Origin of the sequence: Pseudonocardia sp. ICBG162 (genome assembly GCF_020496225.1) — a bacterium.
In the GTDB taxonomy this organism is placed as follows: domain Bacteria; phylum Actinomycetota; class Actinomycetes; order Mycobacteriales; family Pseudonocardiaceae; genus Pseudonocardia; species Pseudonocardia alni.
Genome location: NZ_JAHLJD010000013.1, coordinates 937,379 through 955,385 on the forward strand (window position 1 = coordinate 937,379; position 18,007 = coordinate 955,385).

Here is an 18,007-nt window from a genome sequence, read left to right on the forward strand (position 1 = left end):
GTGGCCTCCGGTGTCCCGGGCGGGACGGATGGGTGCGGTCGTGCGGGTACGGGGCGGCGGGGCTCAGCCGCGCGGGCGGTGGCTCACCGGTCGGCCAGCGCCCGGTCGACGTCGTCCTCGGCGAGCGACTCGATCTCGTCGACGACCTCGGCGACGGCGTCGACACGCTCGGGCTCCTGCGCGCGCAGGGCCCGGCACAGCTCCCGCACCGTCGGGTGGGCGAACACCGTGCGCGCGGAGACGGCGTCGGTGTCGAGCAGCTCCCGCAGCTGCGAGACGATCACCGTGACCAGCACCGAGTCCCCGCCGAGGGCGAACAGCGGCGTCTCGACGCCGACCGGGCCGTCGTGGTCGAGCACCTCGGCCCACACCCGGGCCACCACCCGCTCCAGCGCGGAGCCGGGCTCGACCCGGTCCGCGCCGGCCGCCACCCGCTCGGCGACGGCGGCCCGCACGGCCCGGCGGTCGATCTTCCCGTTCGTGGTCAGCGGCACCCGGTCCAGCGCGACGACGGCCCGCGGGACCATGTGCGGCGGCAGCGCGTCCGGGAGCGCGGCCGCGACGGCGTCGGGGTCGGCGGTGCCGTGCACGGCGACCGCGAGCACCGCGTCGCCGACGACGACGGCGACCGCGCGGGCGACCCCGTCGACCGCGGCGGTGGCGGCCTCCACCTCCCCCAGCTCGACCCGGAAGCCGTTGAGCTTGACCTGGTCGTCGCGGCGGCCGAGGAACTCCACGGTGCCGTCGGCCCGGTAGCGGGCGAGGTCCCCGGTGCGGTACCAGCGCCGCCCGTCGAGGGTCAGGAAGCGGTCCGCGGAGCGGTCCGGGTCACCGCGGTAGCCGTGCGCCACCCCGGCGCCGCCGATCCACAGCTCGCCGGGCACGTGGTCGGGGGCGTCGCGGCCGAGGTGGTCGACGACGCGCAGCGCGACCCCGTCGAGCGGGGTGCCGTAGGGGACGCACCGCCAGTCCGGGTCGACGGCGCCGGGGCCGTCGCCGACCTCGGTGACGGTGGAGTGGATCGCGGTCTCGGTCGTCCCGCCGAGCCCGGCGAAGCCGCAGCCGGGCACCCGCTCACGCAGCCGCCCGGGGAGGTCGGTGCCCACCCGGTCACCGCCGAGCAGGACCTGGCGCAGGGTGGGGCCGAGGTCGTGCCCGGTGGACAGCAGCGCGTCGAGCAGCGCGGGCACACAGTTGAGGATCGTGACGCCGTGCTCGCGGACCGCGCCCGCCCAGTGGTCGGGGTCGCGCTGGGCGCCCTCGGGCAGGACGACGACGGCGCCGCCGGTCCCGAGCACCGCGAACAGGTCGAACACCGACAGGTCGAAGTCGAGCGCGGAGACGGCGAGGGTGCGGTCGCCGCTGCCGATCCGGTAGCGGCGGACCAGGTCGTCGAGGGTGGCGACGGCGGCCCGGTGCGGGACCTCGACGCCCTTCGGCTCGCCGGTGGAGCCGGAGGTGAACAGCAGGTAGGCGACCTGTTCCGGGTCGGGGGCGGCCGCCTCGGGCAGCGGCGCGTGCGCCAGGAGCTCGGCGAGGGTGACGCGGTCCTCCCCCGGCTCGGCGGTGATCGCCCACCGGTGCCCGGAGACCGCCCGGATCCGCTCGACCCGGGCGGGCGGCTGCTCGACGCCCAGCGGCACGTAGGTGCCGCCGGCGGCGAGCACCCCGAGCACCGCGACGACCTGCTCCGGTCCGCGGGGCAGCGTCACCGCGACCGGCTCGCCCGGTGCGACGCCGCGCTCGCGGAGCCCGGCCGCCACCCGCAGCGCCCGGTCGGCCAGCTCGGCGTGGCCCAGCACCCCGGAGCCGGCGACGACGGCGGGGGCGTCCCCGCGGGCGGCGGCGCCGGTGAAGAAGTCGTGGTGCAGCGGCCGCGCCGGCGGCAGGCCGGCGGTGGTGTTGACGCGTTCGCGCACGGCGAGCTGGCCGCCGGGCAGCAGCGCCGGGACGGGCACGGACCAGGTCCGCTCCTCCCCCAGGCCGCGCACGAGCCGGCTGAACGCGGCGAACATGGCCTCGCCGACGCCGTCGGGCAGCAGGTCCGCGCGGACGTCCCAGTTGACCAGGATCTGCCCGCCGACCTCGGTGATCTGCGCGTCCAGCAGGACCTGCGGCCCCTGCGAGATCATCCACACCGGGTCGCCGAACAGCGCCCGCGCCCGCTCGTCGAACAGCTCGCCGAGGTTCAGCCCGCTGGTGAACACCACCGGCGCCAGGACCTGCTCGCCCGCGCGGCGGCCGAGGTCGCGCAGCACCTCCACGCCGGAGAACGCGGCGTGCTCGGCGTCGGCGTGCAGCCGGTGCTGGACGGCGCGCGCCCGCTCCAGGAAGGTCGCGGGCGTCGTGAGGTCGACCTCGAGCAGCACCGACCCCGTGAAGTCGCCGACGACCCGGTCGATCTCGGGGTGCACCGGGTCGCGGTCGAACAGCGGGACGTTCACCACGAACCGCGGCTGCGCGCTCCACGCGCCGACGACCTCGGCGTAGGCGGTGGCGATGACGGCGGCGGCGGTCAGACCGTGGCGGCGGCACGCCGCGAACACCGCGTCCCGCTCGTCGCCGGCCAGGGTGAACGCGAGCCGCTGCGCGCGCGGGCGGCCGGTGCCGTGCTCGAGCGCCGGCGGCTCGGGAGCGCCGGGCAGCTCCGCGGCGCGCCCCTCCCAGTAGGCGCGGGCGGCCTCGGAGGCGGCCCGCCGGGCACCCGGCCTGGCCTGCAGGTACTCCCGGTAGGTGACGCCGATCGGCTCGGTCTCGGGCGCGTCGAGGCCCTTCTCGTAGCAGCGGGCCAGGTCGGCGAGCAGCACCCGGAAGCTGACGGCGTCGGCGGCGACCATGTCGACGTCGACGTGCAGCCGGGCACCGTCGGGCAGCAGGCTCACCGCGACCCGGAACACCTCGCCGCGCTCGATCGCGAGCATCTCGTGCGACATCGCGTCCCGGGTCGCGGCCAGGCGCTCGGCGCGCTCGGCGTCGGGCACCGTGCGCAGGTCGTGCACGGTGGGCGCGCCCTGGCCGGTGGCGGGCAGGATCTCCTGGCGGCCGTTGTCGGTGATGCGGGCGCGCAGCATCGGGTGCCGGTCGACGAGCCGGCGCAGGGCGGCGGCCAGCCGGTCGGGGTCGAGACCGGGGCCGTCGAACTCCAGGTACAGGTGCGGAGCCACCCCGCCCAGGGGCTGGGCCGGGTCGCGGCCCGCCCAGTACGCGTGCTGGAGCAGGGCCAGCCCGAACTCGGCGGCCCCGTCGGTCGCGGCGGGCTGCCCGGCCCCGGTGGGCTGCTCGTCGGGGCCGTCCGTCGCCGGGGCGGCGTCGGGACGACGGGCCAGCAGCGCGGCCCACGCCGCGACGGTCGGGCGGGCGGCGAGGTCGCCGAACCCCACGTCGAACCCGTCGTCGCGCCAGCGCGAGACCAGGCGCATGAGCGCGATGGACTGCAGGCCGAGCTCGAACAGGTCGTCGTCGTCGCCGACGTCCTCGGGCTCCTCGTCGACGAGGTCGGCGATCAGCTCACGGAGCTCGTCGGTGGACACGGGGCTCATCAGGGGTGCTCCTCCTGCGCGGTTCGGGGCGGACGCTCAGCGACCGGCGAGCTGGTCGAGGGCCCCGGGCACCGGCGCGGCGGGGTCGGTGTCGAGCTCGACGATCCGGTTGTGGGCGTCGACGTGGACGACGCGCGGCACGTGGTCGGCCACGGCGGACTGCGGGACCTGCTGGTAGGCGACGATGATCGTGAGGTCGCCGGGGTGCACGAGGTGTGCCGCGGCCCCGTTGACCCCGATCACGCCGGTGCCGCGCTCACCGGTGATGACGTAGGTCTCGAGACGGTTGCCGTTGTCGATGTCGAGGACCTGGACCTTCTCGCCCTCGACCAGCCCGGCTGCGTCCATGAGGTCCTCGTCGACGGTCAGCGAACCGACGTAGTGCAGGTCGGCCTGGGTGACCGTGGCGCGGTGGATCTTGCCGCTGAGCAGCGTGCGGTACACCTGTGGGACGACATCGGCGACGCCGGACATGGGGGTTCCTTCCGTTTCGGGGGTGCGGGGTGGGCCGGTCAGCCGGTGCGGTCGACCAGGCTGCGCGGACGCAGGTCGGTCCAGTGCTGCTCGACGTGCGCGAGGCAGGACGCGCGGTCGGCCGGACCGTGCGCGACCTGCCAGCCCGCGGGGACGGCGGCGAACGCGGGCCACAGGGAGTACTGGCCCTCGTCGTTGACCAGGGCGTGGAACGTCCCGGTCTCGTCGTCGAACGGGTTCTCGGACATGGCTGTCTCCTCGGTCGTCCGGTCGGGTCGGGTCAGCGCGCGGCGCGGCCGGCGGGACGCGGGCGGCCACTTCCGATATCACGCACAGTGATCAGATCCGTGGGGCGCGATACCTGCCCCGTGGCGTCCCCGAGGGGCGTGCCGCGGTGCCACCCGACCGGGTCCCGGCGCCCGACGACGCCACCGGTCACCCGACCGGCACCGGTCACCGACCGGTCGTGCACGGGCGGTGCGATCGCGACGCCCGGGTCGGCCGATCCGGACCCGACGCCCAGGACGTGGAGGATCTCCTGGTCGGTACGGGTTCGCACGCCCACGGGGTCGGCCATCACGGTCCTGGTCCTTCGCACAAGGTCGGCTGCACTTCTCTAAGGCGAGGCTAACTTCAGCACGAGGATCACCGTCCCGCCTAGAGAGTGACATCACCCAAAAACCCCACACCGCCCGAAACCCCAGGTCGGAGCCCCGATCCGGAGACGCTGTCACTCTTTCGAGTGACGCTACCCAGCGTTAGCGTTAGGTCATTGCGGTGCGCCGGACCCCGGGCCCTCCCACCCCGTTCGGCGGGACCCCGGGCCCGCGGACGCACCCTCCGCACACGACAGCGGCCGGCACCGGGACACCGGTGCCGGCCACTGGGGACGGACGAGGACCACTCCGGACTACTTCGACACGGCCTCCGACAGGCGGGGGGCGATCCGGTCGACGATCCACGGGATCGACAGCGGCGAGGGGTTGCGCAGCCCGATGAACTCGTCGTAGTCGTAGTTCACGACGGCCCCGCGCTGCACCACCGGCAGCCGCTCGAACAGCGGGTTCTGCTCGAGCGTCCTGCGTGCCTCCGCGTCGCCGCCGTCGAACAGGACGAGGGCGCCCGCGTCGAGCGAGGCGATCTGCTCGGAGGAGATCTGCACGCCGAACGACTCCCCCTTCGGCAGCGCGAGGATCTGCGGCGAGAGCGACAGCCCCAGCGCCGTGGGCACCGAGTTCATCGCGTCGTCCGGGTCACGCAGTGCGGTCACCGCGCCGGGCTGCACGAAGCCGAAGGTGTAGGTGGCGCCCTGCAGGGCCGGGTGCGCCGCCCGCGTCTCGTCGAGCGTGGTCTGCACCCGGCCGATGACCTGCTCGGCGTCGGCCGGCCGGCCGAGCGCCGTCGCGAGCTGCGTCGTCATCTCCTGCCAGGTGTCCTGGGCCGGACCCTTCTGGTAGCCGATCGTCGGCGCGATGGCACTGAGCTGCGGGTAGGACTTCTCCAGGGCGAAGTAGCCCGGAGCGAAGATCAGGTCCGGCTTCAGGGCCGCGACCTGCTCGATGTCCACCTCGGTGGCCTCGCCGGTCACGGGGAGCACCTCGACGTCCGAGACCCCCTGGGCCTGCGACGTCCACGGGGAGAGACCGGACTCGCTACCGCTGGAGGACGCTCCGACGACGGGTGCGTCGAGGGCCAGCGCGACGTCGAACCCGGTGGGTCCGAGGGCCACGATCCGCGCGACGCCCGGCGGCACCGTCGTGGTGCCGAGTGCGTGGGTGACCGCGACCGAGCCCTGGGCGGTGTCGGGGGCACCGGAGGGCTCGCTGCCGCAGGCGACGGTCCCGAACAGCAGTGCGCCGCACACGGCGGCACCGAGGAAGACCCGGCGACTTAAGTTAGGCATACCTCCTAAACTACGCAGGAAGGATTCCCCGGGGGAAGATCCGCGGCGGCATCGGTACGGTGCCGCGCCCGTCACACAGGTCCGAAGAGGACTCGACGGCCCCGCCCTCGGGGCCGTCTGCACCGACGCCCGCCCCGCCACGCGGCCGCCCTCACCGAGGACCGGCCGAGGTCGGGGTCGCCGTCGACCAGCACACAGGGCCGATCAACCGGCCCGAGCCGCGGGAGCAGGAGGGCCGGGACGGACGCCGCTGCTCACCCGCTGCCCTCTCCGTCACCGGCGGTGCCGGTGGAGTCGATGCCGGCGGTCGCCGTCCTCCCGAACCGCTCGGCGAAGCGGGCGGTGAACAGGTCCGTCCCCTTGCGCGCGACCACGACGTCGACCGGCGCGGCGATCGCTCCGCCGTCGGGGGAGGTGAGCTGGCCGACGCCGTACCGGGTGCCCAGCGGCACCAGGATCCGATGCGTCGTCGCCGGCTCGTGGACGGCGACGGGCTGCTCGCCCCGCAGCCGGGCCGCGATGTTCTCGATCACCGTCGGCGCCTGGGTCATGGCCTGGGTGGCCATCTTCGGGTCGGCCAGATCGGCGATGTCGCCCAGCGCGTAGACGGTCGGGTGTCCGATGACGTTGAGGTGCTCGTCGACCGGGACCGTCTGCCGCTCGGTGAGTCGCACGAGCGCGCCGTCGGCGAGATAGGCCGTGTGCGGGCGCGACCCGAAGGTCCGGAACCAGATGTCGGCGGTGATCTCCTCGCCGTCGGTCGTCGTGACCGTGAACGTCGACGCCGTCGCGGCCGCGGCGTGTGGGAGGTCGGCGAGCGACGTGGCGAGCCGGAGGTCGATGTCCAGCTCCTCCAGCTGGCGGCGGAGCTCGTCGCGCACCTCGGGAAGACAGGCGGGGAGGATCTCGGGCGACGGGTCGAGAATCGTGATGCGCTTGCCGGGCCACGCGTCGCGGATCTCGCCGGCCAGCTCGAGACCGACGGGCCCGGCACCGAGGACGAGCACGCGGTCGGCCCGCGACAGCTGCTCGTTCGTGGCACGCAGGTCGTCGGCGGCCGCGGCCGCGCTGGTCGCCGTCGTCCGCGGGCGCGCGGGGTAGGAATGGCTGGATCCGGTCGCGAGCACGATGTGGTCGGCGTCGACCCGGCCCCCGTCGGCGAGCGTGACGCCACCGGGCTGCACGGCGACGACCGAGTCGCGGATCACCCGCCCGCGCGTGAGCAGCGGCCCGTAGTCGAAGAACGGCTGGTCGGCCCAGTCGAGCCGGGCCGTCGCGCGCAGCGAACCGGAGACGTTGACGAAGGCGTCGCGGGGGTCGACGAGGATGACGTCGGCCCTGTCGTCGAGCGCCTTCGCGACCATCGTGCCGGCGTAGCCGCCGCCGACGATCACCACAGTGGAACTCATGTCGTGTCCACACCCTTCGAAGAGTTGATGCATCAACTCTAGACGAAACAGTTGATGCGTCAACTCATACCCGGGTAGTCTCGCCCCGTGCTCGAGTCGTCGTCATCGGAGCTGTCCCCGGAGCAGTGGGCCTACTGGGACACATGGATGACGGCGCAGCGCCTTCTCCTGCGTGAGGTCGACCGTTCCCTGCAGCGCGACTTCGGGATCTCGAAGACCGAGTTCAGCATCCTGGTGACCCTGTACAGGGCCCGGGACACAGCCGTGCGCGTCACCGATCTCGCTGCGTCGCTCGACTGGGAGAAGGGCCGGGTCGCGCATCAGCTGACCCGCATGGAGCGCCGTGGCCTGCTGGAGCGCCGCGAGGCGGGCGCCGCGGGGCGCCGGACCGGCGTCGCACTCACCGACACGGGTCGCGACGTGGCGGTGCGGGCGATCACCGGCCACGGCGCCACGATCCGCCGGCTCGCCCTCGACCGGCTGTCGCCGGACGCCGCCGCGGCCATCGGGGCCTGGAGCCGACAGCTCGTTCTGGAGTTCGGCGACTGAGGCAGCGCCGACCGCCCGGCGATCCGTGTCGGCTCCCGCCACCCGCGACGCAGGGCCCGCACCGTCGGACACTCCCCCGGCGGTCGCGGAGCCGGACCCGCACGCCGGCCCCGGTGACGCAGGGCGGCAGGGTCGACACGTCGTACCGATGGTGGTGGTACGACGTACCGGCAGAGCCGACTCCGGCAGCACGCCGCCCACGAGAGGCAACGTCATGGGACATCCGGTCACGATCATCGGCGCGGGCCTCGGCGGCCTGACGCTGGCCCGCGTCCTGCACGTGCACGGCATCGCGTCGACGATCCACGAGGCCGAGGCCTCTCCCGACGCCCGCACCCAGGGCGGCCGGCTCGACCTGCACGAGTACAACGGACAGCTCGCGATCGAGGCGGCCGGCCTGACCGAGGAGTTCCGCAGCATCATCCACGTCGGCGGTGAGGCGTCCCGCGTCGTCGACCGTCACGCCTCCGCGCTGCTCGACGAGCCCGACGACGGGACCGGGACCCGGCCCGAGGTGCTCCGTGGCGACCTGCGGCGGATCCTGCTCGACTCCCTGCCCGCGGACACGATCCGGTGGGGCCACAAGGTCACGGCCGTCACCCCACTCGGGGACGGCCGCCACGAGGTCCGCTTCGCCGGTGGCGACACGGTCACCACCGACCTGCTCGTCGGGGCCGACGGCGCCTGGTCCACGGTCCGTTCCCTGGTGAGCGACGCCCGACCGCGCTACACCGGGATCTCCTTCGTGGAGACCTTCCTGCACGACGTGGACCGTCGTCACGCCACCAGCGCCGCCGTGGTCGGCACCGGCTCCATGACGGCTCTCGAGCCCGGCCGGGGCCTGATGGTCCATCGCGAGGCCGGCGACGTCATCCACACCTACGTCGGTCTCGCCAAACCGCTGAACTGGATCGACGGTGTCGACGCCACCGACCGGGCAGCCGTCGTCGCGCGTACCGTCGCCGAGTTCGACGGCTGGGCCCCCGAGCTGACCGCGCTGATCTCCGAGACCGACGCCGTCCCGGTGCTGCGTGCGATCAACACCCTGCCCATCGGCCACCGGTGGGACCGGGTCCCCGGGGTCACACTGCTGGGCGACGCCGCACACCTGATGTCCCCCTTCGCCGGGGAGGGCGCGAACCTGGCCATGTTCGACGGCGCAGAGCTCGGCAGGGCCATCGCCGCCCGTCCCCGCGACACCGACGCGGCGCTCGACGACTACGAGCGTGCGCTGTTCCCCCGCAGCGCGGAGTTCGCCGCCGAGTCCGACCGCAACCAGGGACTCCTCTTCGGCGAGGACAGCCCGCACGGCTTCCTCGCACTGATCACCGGCCGGGAGCCCACCGGACCACGCGGGCCTGAGCCGGGACGGAGCCCATCGGCCTCCCTACGACGCGCACGGTCCGGCGGAGGAACCTGATAGGGCGTCTGCGTCCGGCTACAGCCGGCGCTCGCGGAGCGAGCACAGCAGACCGTGGAAGGCGTCCCAGACCGCGTCCCCGTCCCCCGCGCGCCCGGACTCGGCCAGCCACAGAGCGGACTCGTTCATCGCGCCGGACAGCAGCCGGGTCAGCGGCTCGACGGGCTGGGACACGATCACCCCGTCGTCGACGAGCTGCTGCAGCGACTCCGCCAGGTGACGCGCGGAGGTCTGTTCGTCCAGCCGGCGCCACTCCGACCAGCCGAGGACGGCAGGCCCGTCGATGAGCATGATCCGCGACAGCTCCGGGTCGTTCGACACCGAGAGGAACGCCCGGCAGCCGGCGACGAACGAGGTCCAGGGGTCCGCATCGGAGGAGACCGATGTGGACACCCGCTCGGCCACCTCCGCCTGGACCTGGGCCAGGACCTCGCGGAACAGGCCGATCTTGCCGTCGAAGCTGTGGTAGAGGGCGCCCTTGGTGACGCCCGCGGCGGCCACGATCTCGGCCAGCCCGACCGCGCCGTAGCCACGCTGGGCGAACAACGTCCGCGCCTCGTGGATCAAAGCCTTCCGCGTCTGCTCCCGTTGCCGGATCCGCACTCCGGTCATCAACCCTCCCGAACTCATGTACCGACGGTATGTGAATCTGCTACGGTCTCCTCGTACGTACCGATGGTACGCCAAATCTCCCCAAGGAGTCCCGTCATGACCACCGTCGCGCCTCGCGAGCAGCGCGCCGGTACCCGCGAATGGCTCGGCCTCGCGGTACTGGCACTGCCCACCCTCCTCGTCTCGATGGACGTCAGCGTCCTGCACCTGGCCGGTCCGGCCATCACCCTGGACCTCGGCGCCACGGCACAGCAGATGCTGTGGATCATCGACATCTACGGCTTCATGATCGCCGGCCTGCTCGTCACGATGGGCAGCCTGGGCGACCGCATCGGGCGCCGGAAGCTGCTGCTCATCGGTGCGGCCGCCTTCGGCGTCGCGTCGATCGTCGCCGCCCTGGCCACCACGCCGGAGGCACTGCTGATCAGCCGGGCCGCCCTGGGCATCGCCGGCGCGACCCTGATGCCCTCCACGCTGTCGCTGATCAGCGCGATGTTCGTCGACCCGCGCCAGCGGGGCATGGCCATCGGGCTGTGGGTCACCATGTTCTCGGTCGGCATCGCACTCGGCCCGGTGATCGGTGGCGCACTGCTGCAGGTCTTCTGGTGGGGATCGGTCTTCCTCATCGCGGTCCCGGTCATGGTGCTGCTGCTCGTCGCCGGGCCGCTGCTGCTGCCCGAGTACCGCGCCCCGGAGGCGGACCCGATCGACCTGGTGAGCGTCGCCCTGTCCCTCGGGGCGATCATGCCCGTCGTCTACGGCCTCAAGGAGCTGGCGGTCGGCGGCAACACCGTCGTCGCCGCGGTCGCGATCGTCGTCGGCGCGGCACTCGGCTACGTCTTCGCCCGCCGGCAGCGTCGCCTGACCACGCCGCTGATCGACCTCACCCTGTTCCGCAGCCCGGCGTTCAGCACCGCGGCGGTGGCGATGCTGATGGCGATGTTCGTCGCCGGTGGCACCTACCTCTACGTCACCCAGTACCTGCAGCTGGCCCAGGGCCAGTCCCCCATGACGGCCGGCCTCTGGCTGCTCCCCGCGGCGCTCGGCCTGATCGTGACCTCGATGGCCGCACCGGCCCTGGCCGGCCGCTTCGCCCCGGCGCACATCGTCGCCGGCGGTCTGCTGATCTCCATCGTCGGGCACCTGATGCTCGCCACGGTCGGCCCCGAGAGCGCCCTGTGGGTGGCCGTGGTCGGCTTCAGCCTGACCTACGCCGGTGGCGGTCCGCTGATCGCACTGGGCACCGACCTGATCGTCGGGTCCTCCCCGCCGGAGAAGGCGGGCTCCGCGGCCGCCGTCTCCGAGACCAGCACCGAGCTCGGCATGGCGCTCGGTGTCGCGGTGCTGGGCGCGCTCGGCACGTTCATCTACCGGACCCAGCTCGCGGACGCACCGGTCGCGGGTGGCACCGACACCTTCGCCGGCACCGTCGAGGCCGCCGGGGGGCTGCCCGGTGCCGAGGGCGCGGAGCTGGTCGCGGCCGGAACCCAGGCGTTCACCTCGGCGCTCTCGACGATCGGGCTCGTCAGCGCCGTGCTCTCCGCGGTGATGGCCGTGGCCATCGTGCTCGGGCTGCGCAGCAGGAGCTGACCGGCCCGGCCCGGGTGCGACGACCGGACACACCCGATCGTCACCATCAGGCCCGTACCGGACATACAACTCGATAGGGCCCCGATAGCCCACACACCTACCGTCGGACGTACCGAACTCACCGCCCAGACCGGGCAGGAGTCCGAGACGCCATGGAGGCGCTGTGGGGGACCTCGCGCAGGTGATGGTGGGGCAGCTGGAACCGTTGCCGAGCCGTCGTCCCGGGAACACCGGGACGACGGCCCGGACGGAGTTCCCGGAACTGCTCGGCGACCTCGTCCGGAGAGGACAGCTCTCCTACACACGGACGTCGTTCGCCGGGGGGAGCACCGTCTACCGCGGACAGCATCCCGACGAGTCGATCTACCTCGTCCTCGCGGGACGGGTGAAGACCATCGTGCACTCCCGGTCGGGCAAGATGTGCCTGCTCCGCATCTACGGTGCCGGGGAGGTCGTCGGCGAGCTCGCCCTCCTCGACGGGGCACGCACCGAGACGGCCGTGGCGATGGACCCGGTGGACATGCTGCGCTTCTCCGCCGAGTCGCTCTTCCGCGCCCTGGACGGACGGGTGCTCCACCGGCACCTCATCCAGCACCTCGCGGGCCGGCTGGCCGAACAGCAGACCTCGATCAGCCACCTCGTGACCGATGACAGCGAGCAACGGCTGGGCGTGACCCTGCTCGACCTCGCCGACCGGCTGGGACGCCCGGGGCCCGTCGGGGTCACCATCCACGACCGCATCACGCAGGAGGAGCTGGCGCACATCGTCGGCACCACCCGGTCACGGATCGGGTACTTCCTGCGCCGCTTCGAGGAGGCGGGAGCGGTCGAGTTCCGCACCGGGCGCGTCCTGCGGGTGCGACCGGCGGCCCTCCGCTTCTACCTCGACGCCCGAGCCGACGCCGGCTGACCGCTCCGGACCGCCGGACGCGGTCGCCACCACCACGAAGGAGCCAGCCGGTCATGACGCACACTCCCACCGGAACCGTCACCGCCCCGCGACGACCGCGCAACACGGTCTGGGACTGACGGTGCCGCCCCCGGGGTCAGGTCGGCGGCCGCGCACCGCCGGCCGCCCCTCCGGGGGTGGTGTCCGCACGCGCCGCCGCCAACGCGGAGCGGCACCGCTGCTCCAGCAGCGGCAGGCCGCTCCCCTCGACCACCCGCAGCGCCTCGACCGCCGCCGCGGCGGCCGCGACACGGTCGCCCAGGCGCAGGTCCAGCCGACCGATCGCGAGCAGCGCGTGGGCCCGCATCCGCTTCTCGCCCAGGGTCGCCGCGAGCGCGGCGGCCTGCTCGAACGAGCGCCGCGCCGCGACCGGGTCACCTCGCAGCTCCAGTGCCTCGCCCAACCCGACCATCCCGTGCAGCGCCGCCGACCGGTCGTCGACGGCGCGGGCGAAGGTGAGCACCTCGCCGAACAGCGCCTCCGCGGTCTCGCCCTCGCCACGCCGCAGGTGGACGAGCCCGCGCCGGTGGGTGATCTGCGCGGCGAGCCTGCGGTTCGGCAGGTCCTCCGCCGCGCGTGCGGCGCCCTCGATGACGGCCAGGGCCTCGTCGACCCGGCCGGTGTCCATGGCGAGCTGGGCCAGGTTGGCCAGGACGTGGGCCTCACCGGAGTGGTCGCCGTGCGAACGCAGGACCGCGAGCGCGGCCCGGGATCGCGCACCCGAACGGTCGTAGTCCCCGGTGAGCCGGTCGAGGATGGCGAGATTGCGACCCACGAGCGCCCCGCCGTAGTCGTCGGCGAGCTCGGCGAACAGCGCCGAGGACCGGTCGAGGTCGGCCCGCGCACTGCCGTAGTGCTGCTCGAACAGCTCGAGCGACCCGAGCGAGTAGCGGACCGCCGCCTCGCCGCGACGGTCCCCCGCCCGGACCACCGCGCTCAGCGCGGTGAGGTGGGTGGACCGCCACTCGTCGTAGAACCCGTAGGCCTCGAACAGCACGACCGCGGTGACCGCGAGGGACCAGCACTCCGTGTGCAGCCCCAGGGCCGACGCCTGGGAGACGGTGGCGACCAGAGCGGCCCGTTCCCGGCGCAGCCACACGAGCGGTTCGGCGAGCAGCCGGTCGGTGATCCGGCTGTCCAGCACCGTCCGCGGACCGTCGCCGCGCAGCAGCAGGTCCCCGCCGTACTCGTGCAGGTGGGTCTGCTCGACCAGCCGGAGGAAGGCCCGCACGACGCGGGTGATGGCCTCGACGCGCCCGGAGGCCGTCTCCTCGGCCATCGCCCGTTCCCGGGCGAAGAGCCGGACCAGCTCGTGCAGCCGGAACTGCCCGGACAGCGGCTCGTCCGCGTCGACCGCGACGATCTCGAGCAGGTGCAGTTCGACGAGCTCGTCGAGACGGCCCTCCGCCGTGCGGGCGTCGCAGCCCAGCAGCACCGCGCACGTCCACCCGCCGATCCGGGGGCTGTCGAGCAGCGACAGCAACCGCAGCAGCCGGCGGGTCTCCGGGGCCAGCGACTCGTAGGTCAGCAGCAGGCTCCCCCGCACGGCCATGTCCCCGTGCTGGAGCTCGTCCAGCTGCGCCGAGTCGTCTGCCAACCGCGCGCACATGGCACGCAGGGTCCAGTGCGGCCGAGCCGCGAGGCGGGCCGCCGCGATCCGCACCGCGAGCGGGAGGTGCCCGCAGTACCGCGCCAGGGTGCTCGCGGCGTCGGGGTCGGCGCGGATGCGTTCGCTCCCGAGGATGCGCTCCAGCAGCGCCAGCGACTCGGCGGGGTCGAAGGCCCCGATCTCGAATCGGGTCGCCCCCGGCAGCGCGGTCAGGCGGCGTCTGCTCGTGACGATCAGCGCACCGCACGAGTCCGGGGGGATCAGCGGAAGCAGCTGGGACTCGATGGTGGCGTCGTCGACGACGATCAGGACCGAACGGCCGGCGATGCGTTCGTGGAAGGCCGCCTGCCGCTCCTCGGCCGACTCCGGGATGGAGTTGGGCGGTGTCCCCAGCGCGCGCAGGAAGCGCTCGAGCGCCCGGTCCGTGCCCGCCGGGTCGCTGCCGATCGAGGCGTAGAACCGGCCGTCGGGGAACCTGTCGGCGATGCGGTGGGCGAGGTGCAGTGCCAGCGCGGACTTGCCGACCCCGCCGTGGCCGGACAGGACGAGCACCGCGGCGCCGGTCCCGTTGCGGGCTCCCCCGTGGACCGCGGCGAGCATGTCCCGGACCGCGTCGGCCCGTCCCGTGAAGTCACCGACGCCCGCCGGGAGCATCGCGGGAGCCGGTGCGGGGGTCGTCGCCGGGGACTGCCCCTGCAGCAGCGAGGTGTCGCCGCGCAGGATCGCGGCCTCCAGGGAGCGCAGCGGTTCCGCGGGCTCGATGCCGAGCTCGGCGATCGACACGTCACGGGCGCGCCGGTACTCCCGCAGCGCGTCGGCCTGCCTGCCCGCCCCGAACAGGGCCAGCATGAGCTGGCTGCGCATCTGCTCGCGCAGCGGGTAGTCCAGGATCTCGCGGCTGAGGAGCGGCACCAGCTCCGAGTGCCTGCCCCCCGACAGCATCAGCGCGGCCAGCTCCTCGACGACGATCGCGCGGCTCTCCTCGAGCACCACCGCCCGGTCACGCACCACGGGGCTGCTGATCTCCGGGAGGACGACGGGTCCCCGCCACAGGTCGAGCGACCCGCGCAGGACGGTGACCGCCTCCGCGATCCGGCCGGACCGCACGAGCTCGCGGGCGCGGTCGACGGCGCGCTCGAACTCCAGCCGGTCCAGCTCGGCCCCGCCCGGTTCGAGCGCGTACCCGGACCGCCGGGTGACGATCCGGGCGCTGCTCGTCCCCAGGCGCTGCCGCAGGTGCGAGACGCAGATCTGGATCTGGCTGCGGGCCGTCGCCGGCGGGGCGTCCGGCCACACCGCGTCGACGAGACGTTCGGTGGAGACCGCCGCCGGACACTCGAGGAGCAGGCATGCGAGGACCACCTGGAGTCGTGGACCTCCCGGATCGACGACGTCACCCGTCACGCGCTGGACGTCGAGAGCACCGAGAACCCTCAGCCGCACCGACGCCCCCCATGGCCACTGCCGCGATCCGTCGTGAAACCGTCACCGACAGTAGAGAGATCGTCTACAGAAGTCCACGAACGAGTGGTGCACATCGGACGAAACGTCGCCCTGTTCCCCAGGTCCGCCCGCCCCGCCTCGTCCCCCCTGGGCCGAACGGTCGCACCGACTCACCCATGTGGAGAGGTGATCCGGTGTCGGTGACGGTCCAGGTGTACGACCTGCTCCACGGCCGTCCGGCCGTGGAGCTGCACGCCCGGGTGGAGCACGAGGTGGGCGGCCGGTGGGAGGTCGTCCACACCACCCTGACCGACGGCTCGGGCGTGCTGACCGGCGCGGCGCCCCACCGGCACCGCCGAGCGGTACGCGTCGTCCTCGACACCCGCCGCTACTTCGCCGCGCAGGGGGTCCGCTGCACGACCGACGACGTGACGGTGAACGCCGGGACCGTCGGTCCCGGCGTCACCCGGACCGTCGTCCTCCAGATCGCCCCGCACGGGTACGCGGTCTGGGCCGGCCAGACCGGGTGAGCGGCGGTCGCCTGCCGGACGGCGCCCGGCCCGCGCGCGCGGGCCGTCCGGGTCCGCGACGGCGCGAGCGCGCGGCCGATCGCGGCGCGAACCGGCGCGGCACGCACGGTGCCACCGGGGTGAGCGCCGCCAGCACGGCGACGAGTGCGGCCAGCTCGTCGTCGGTGGGGGTACCGCGCAGGACTCGCAGATCGACCACCGGCCGGCCGCTCACTGCGGCGGGTTCCCGTGCCGGGCGGCCTCGCCGACGTGCTTGTCGTGCAGCATCTCCAGCGTCCGGTGGAGCAGCCGACGGGTGTCCCGCGGGTCGATCACGTCGTCCACCAGGCCGCGTTCGGCCGCGTAATACGGGTGGACCAGCTCCTCCCGGTACTCGGCCGTCCGCCGGCCGCGGACGCCCTCCGGATCGTCCGCGGCGTCGATCTCCCGACGGAAGATGACGTTGGCGGCCCCGTCGGGCCCCATGACCGCCACCTCGTTGCCCGGCCAGGCGAAGGACACGTCGCACCCGATGGAGCGGGAGTCCATCACGATGTAGGCCCCGCCGTAGGCCTTGCGCAGGATGACCTGGATCCGGGGCACCGTGGCGGCGCAGTAGGCGTAGAGCAGCTTGGCGCCGTGCCGGATGATCCCGCCGTGCTCCTGGCGGGTACCGGGCATGAACCCGGGCACGTCGACGAGCGTGACCAGCGGGATGTTGAAGACGTCGCAGGTGCGGACGAAGCGGGCCGCCTTCTCCGAGGCCGGGATGTCGAGTGCGCCCGCCTGCACGAGCGGCTGGTTCGCGACGATCCCCACGACCCGCCCGCCGATCCGCGCGAGGGTGCACAGGACGTTGGGTGCCCAGAACTCGTGGAGCTCCATGTGCTCGCCGTCGTCGACGATCTCCTCGACGACCTCCCGCATGTCGTAGAGCTTCGACGGGTCGGCCGGCACCAGGTCCAGGAGCCGTTCGCAGAGCCGCCCGGGCGGGTCCTCGACCCGTGTCGCGGGCGGGGCCTCGTCCCCGTGGGCGGGCAGCAGCGCCACCAGGTGGCGGACGTCGAGCAGGCAGGACCGCTCGTCGTCGTGCACGAAGGTGGCCACGCCGGTCGTCGCGTGCACGTCGGCGCCGCCCAGGGCGTCGTGCCCGATCTGTTCGCCGGTCACCGCGGCGACCACGTCGGGCCCGGTGACGAACATCTGGGCCACGTCACGGACCATGAACACGAAGTCGGTGAGGGCCGGCGAGTACGCGGCCCCGCCCGCGCACGGACCCAGCATGACGCTGATCTGCGGGATCACCCCGGAGGCGGCCACGTTGCGCCGGAAGATGCCGCCGTAGCCCGCCAGGGCCGTCACCCCCTCCTGGATGCGCGCGCCGGCCCCGTCGTTGAGTGACACGAGCGGGGCGCCGGCGGACAGCGCCAGGTCCATCACCTTGTGGATCTTCTCGGCGTGCGCCTCGCCCAGCGAGCCCCCGAAGATCCGGAAGTCGTGGGCGTAGGCGAAGACCGTGCGCCCGTGCACCGTGCCCCACCCGGCGACGACGCCGTCGGTCTCGGGGCGCCTGCGGTCCATCCCGAACGCGCTCGCCCGGTGCCGGCGCATCGCCTCCACCTCGACAAACGACCCCTCGTCGAACAGCAGGTCCAGCCGCTCGCGCACGGTCAGCTTGCGGCGTGCGTGCTGCCGGGCGGTGGCCTCGGCGTCGCCCGCGACGACGGCCTCCCGCCGCCGGTGCAGCTCCTCGACCAGTCCGCGCAGGGTGGGTGGCGCCGCACGGTCGGGCGGACGGTTCTTCAGGACGGTCACGGGGCCGCTCCTCTCGGTTGCACGGTTCGCGCAGACCGACGCTAGGACGCGGCGGTCCGGTGCCCTGCCCAGTTCTGAGCAGCCTCGCGGCGGTCCGCGTCGACGCGCAGTTCTGAGCGGCCGCCCGTGCCGGGCATGCGTACCAACTGCACCGGAACCCGTTCGGGCAGCTCGCCCGGCGTTCGA

The 18,007-nt window shown here is 73.7% G+C and carries 14 protein-coding genes; 5 read left to right on the forward strand and 9 right to left on the reverse strand.

Annotated elements, in window-relative coordinates; genetic code table 11:
• Positions 1–83 precede the first annotated feature (83 nt).
• The 5 genes from KPL60_RS07645 to KPL60_RS07665 all read right to left on the reverse strand — a co-directional run bounded on the left by KPL60_RS07645 (position 84) and on the right by KPL60_RS07665 (position 7,325).
• Entirely contained in the window at positions 84–3,539 is a 3,456-nt protein-coding gene (locus KPL60_RS07645; RefSeq protein ID WP_226365371.1) for a non-ribosomal peptide synthetase, read from the reverse strand.
• A 36-nt stretch (positions 3,540–3,575) separates the two neighbouring features.
• Positions 3,576–3,983 carry an aspartate 1-decarboxylase gene (gene panD / locus KPL60_RS07650; protein ID WP_178375031.1) on the reverse strand — a complete coding sequence of 136 codons (408 nt, stop codon included), beginning with the start codon at positions 3,981–3,983 and terminating at the stop codon, positions 3,576–3,578.
• A gap of 68 nt (positions 3,984–4,051) precedes the next feature.
• Entirely contained in the window at positions 4,052–4,261 is a 210-nt protein-coding gene (locus tag KPL60_RS07655; RefSeq protein ID WP_226365372.1) for an MbtH family protein, read from the reverse strand.
• A gap of 662 nt (positions 4,262–4,923) precedes the next feature.
• The gene (locus KPL60_RS07660; protein ID WP_226356807.1) at positions 4,924–5,916 is read right to left on the reverse strand and encodes an iron-siderophore ABC transporter substrate-binding protein; all 993 of its coding nucleotides are present in this window, start codon (positions 5,914–5,916) and stop codon (positions 4,924–4,926) included.
• Between the two features lie 254 nt (positions 5,917–6,170).
• A complete protein-coding gene (locus KPL60_RS07665) occupies positions 6,171–7,325 on the reverse strand; it encodes an NAD(P)/FAD-dependent oxidoreductase (protein ID WP_226365373.1) in 1,155 nt (384 codons plus the stop codon).
• Positions 7,326–7,412: 87 nt separating this feature from the next.
• On the opposite strand from KPL60_RS07665, the gene KPL60_RS07670 reads away from it, so the two are divergent.
• Together KPL60_RS07670 and KPL60_RS07675 are read left to right on the forward strand one after the other, a co-directional pair.
• Positions 7,413–7,874 (forward strand): MarR family winged helix-turn-helix transcriptional regulator, encoded by a 462-nt coding sequence (locus KPL60_RS07670; protein ID WP_226356805.1) that lies wholly within the window; start codon positions 7,413–7,415, stop codon positions 7,872–7,874.
• A gap of 214 nt (positions 7,875–8,088) precedes the next feature.
• Positions 8,089–9,294: an NAD(P)/FAD-dependent oxidoreductase gene (locus tag KPL60_RS07675; RefSeq protein WP_226356804.1), complete on the forward strand. Its 1,206-nt coding sequence runs from the start codon at positions 8,089–8,091 to the stop codon at positions 9,292–9,294.
• An 18-nt stretch (positions 9,295–9,312) separates the two neighbouring features.
• Here the strand turns inward: KPL60_RS07675 and KPL60_RS07680 are convergent, their stop codons facing one another.
• A complete protein-coding gene (locus KPL60_RS07680) occupies positions 9,313–9,924 on the reverse strand; it encodes a TetR/AcrR family transcriptional regulator (protein WP_226356803.1) in 612 nt (203 codons plus the stop codon).
• 78 nt (positions 9,925–10,002) lie between these two features.
• Here KPL60_RS07680 and KPL60_RS07685 point away from each other — a divergent pair, with 78 nt between their 5' ends.
• Positions 10,003–11,496, forward strand: coding sequence for an MFS transporter (locus KPL60_RS07685; RefSeq protein ID WP_226365374.1), 1,494 nt, complete (start codon positions 10,003–10,005; stop codon positions 11,494–11,496).
• Positions 11,497–11,659: 163 nt separating this feature from the next.
• Positions 11,660–12,406 carry a Crp/Fnr family transcriptional regulator gene (locus KPL60_RS07690; protein ID WP_226365375.1) on the forward strand — a complete coding sequence of 249 codons (747 nt, stop codon included), beginning with the start codon at positions 11,660–11,662 and terminating at the stop codon, positions 12,404–12,406.
• Between the two features lie 136 nt (positions 12,407–12,542).
• On the opposite strand, the gene KPL60_RS07695 is transcribed toward KPL60_RS07690, so the two are convergent.
• Positions 12,543–15,416 (reverse strand): BTAD domain-containing putative transcriptional regulator, encoded by a 2,874-nt coding sequence (locus tag KPL60_RS07695; protein ID WP_226365376.1) that lies wholly within the window; start codon positions 15,414–15,416, stop codon positions 12,543–12,545.
• A 281-nt stretch (positions 15,417–15,697) separates the two neighbouring features.
• Here KPL60_RS07695 and KPL60_RS07700 point away from each other — a divergent pair, with 281 nt between their 5' ends.
• Positions 15,698–16,027, forward strand: a complete 330-nt coding sequence (locus KPL60_RS07700; protein ID WP_226365377.1) for a hydroxyisourate hydrolase — start codon at positions 15,698–15,700, stop codon at positions 16,025–16,027.
• Here KPL60_RS07700 and KPL60_RS07705 read toward each other — a convergent pair.
• Both KPL60_RS07705 and KPL60_RS07710 read right to left on the reverse strand, forming a co-directional pair.
• The gene (locus tag KPL60_RS07705; protein ID WP_308016691.1) at positions 15,960–16,241 is read right to left on the reverse strand and encodes an acyl-CoA carboxylase epsilon subunit; all 282 of its coding nucleotides are present in this window, start codon (positions 16,239–16,241) and stop codon (positions 15,960–15,962) included. The two genes, KPL60_RS07700 and KPL60_RS07705, sit on opposite strands and share 68 nt — an antisense overlap.
• Positions 16,238–17,821, reverse strand: a complete 1,584-nt coding sequence (locus KPL60_RS07710; protein ID WP_374228610.1) for an acyl-CoA carboxylase subunit beta — start codon at positions 17,819–17,821, stop codon at positions 16,238–16,240. The genes KPL60_RS07705 and KPL60_RS07710 overlap by 4 nt, the downstream gene beginning before the upstream one ends.
• Between the last annotated feature and the right edge of the window lie 186 nt (positions 17,822–18,007).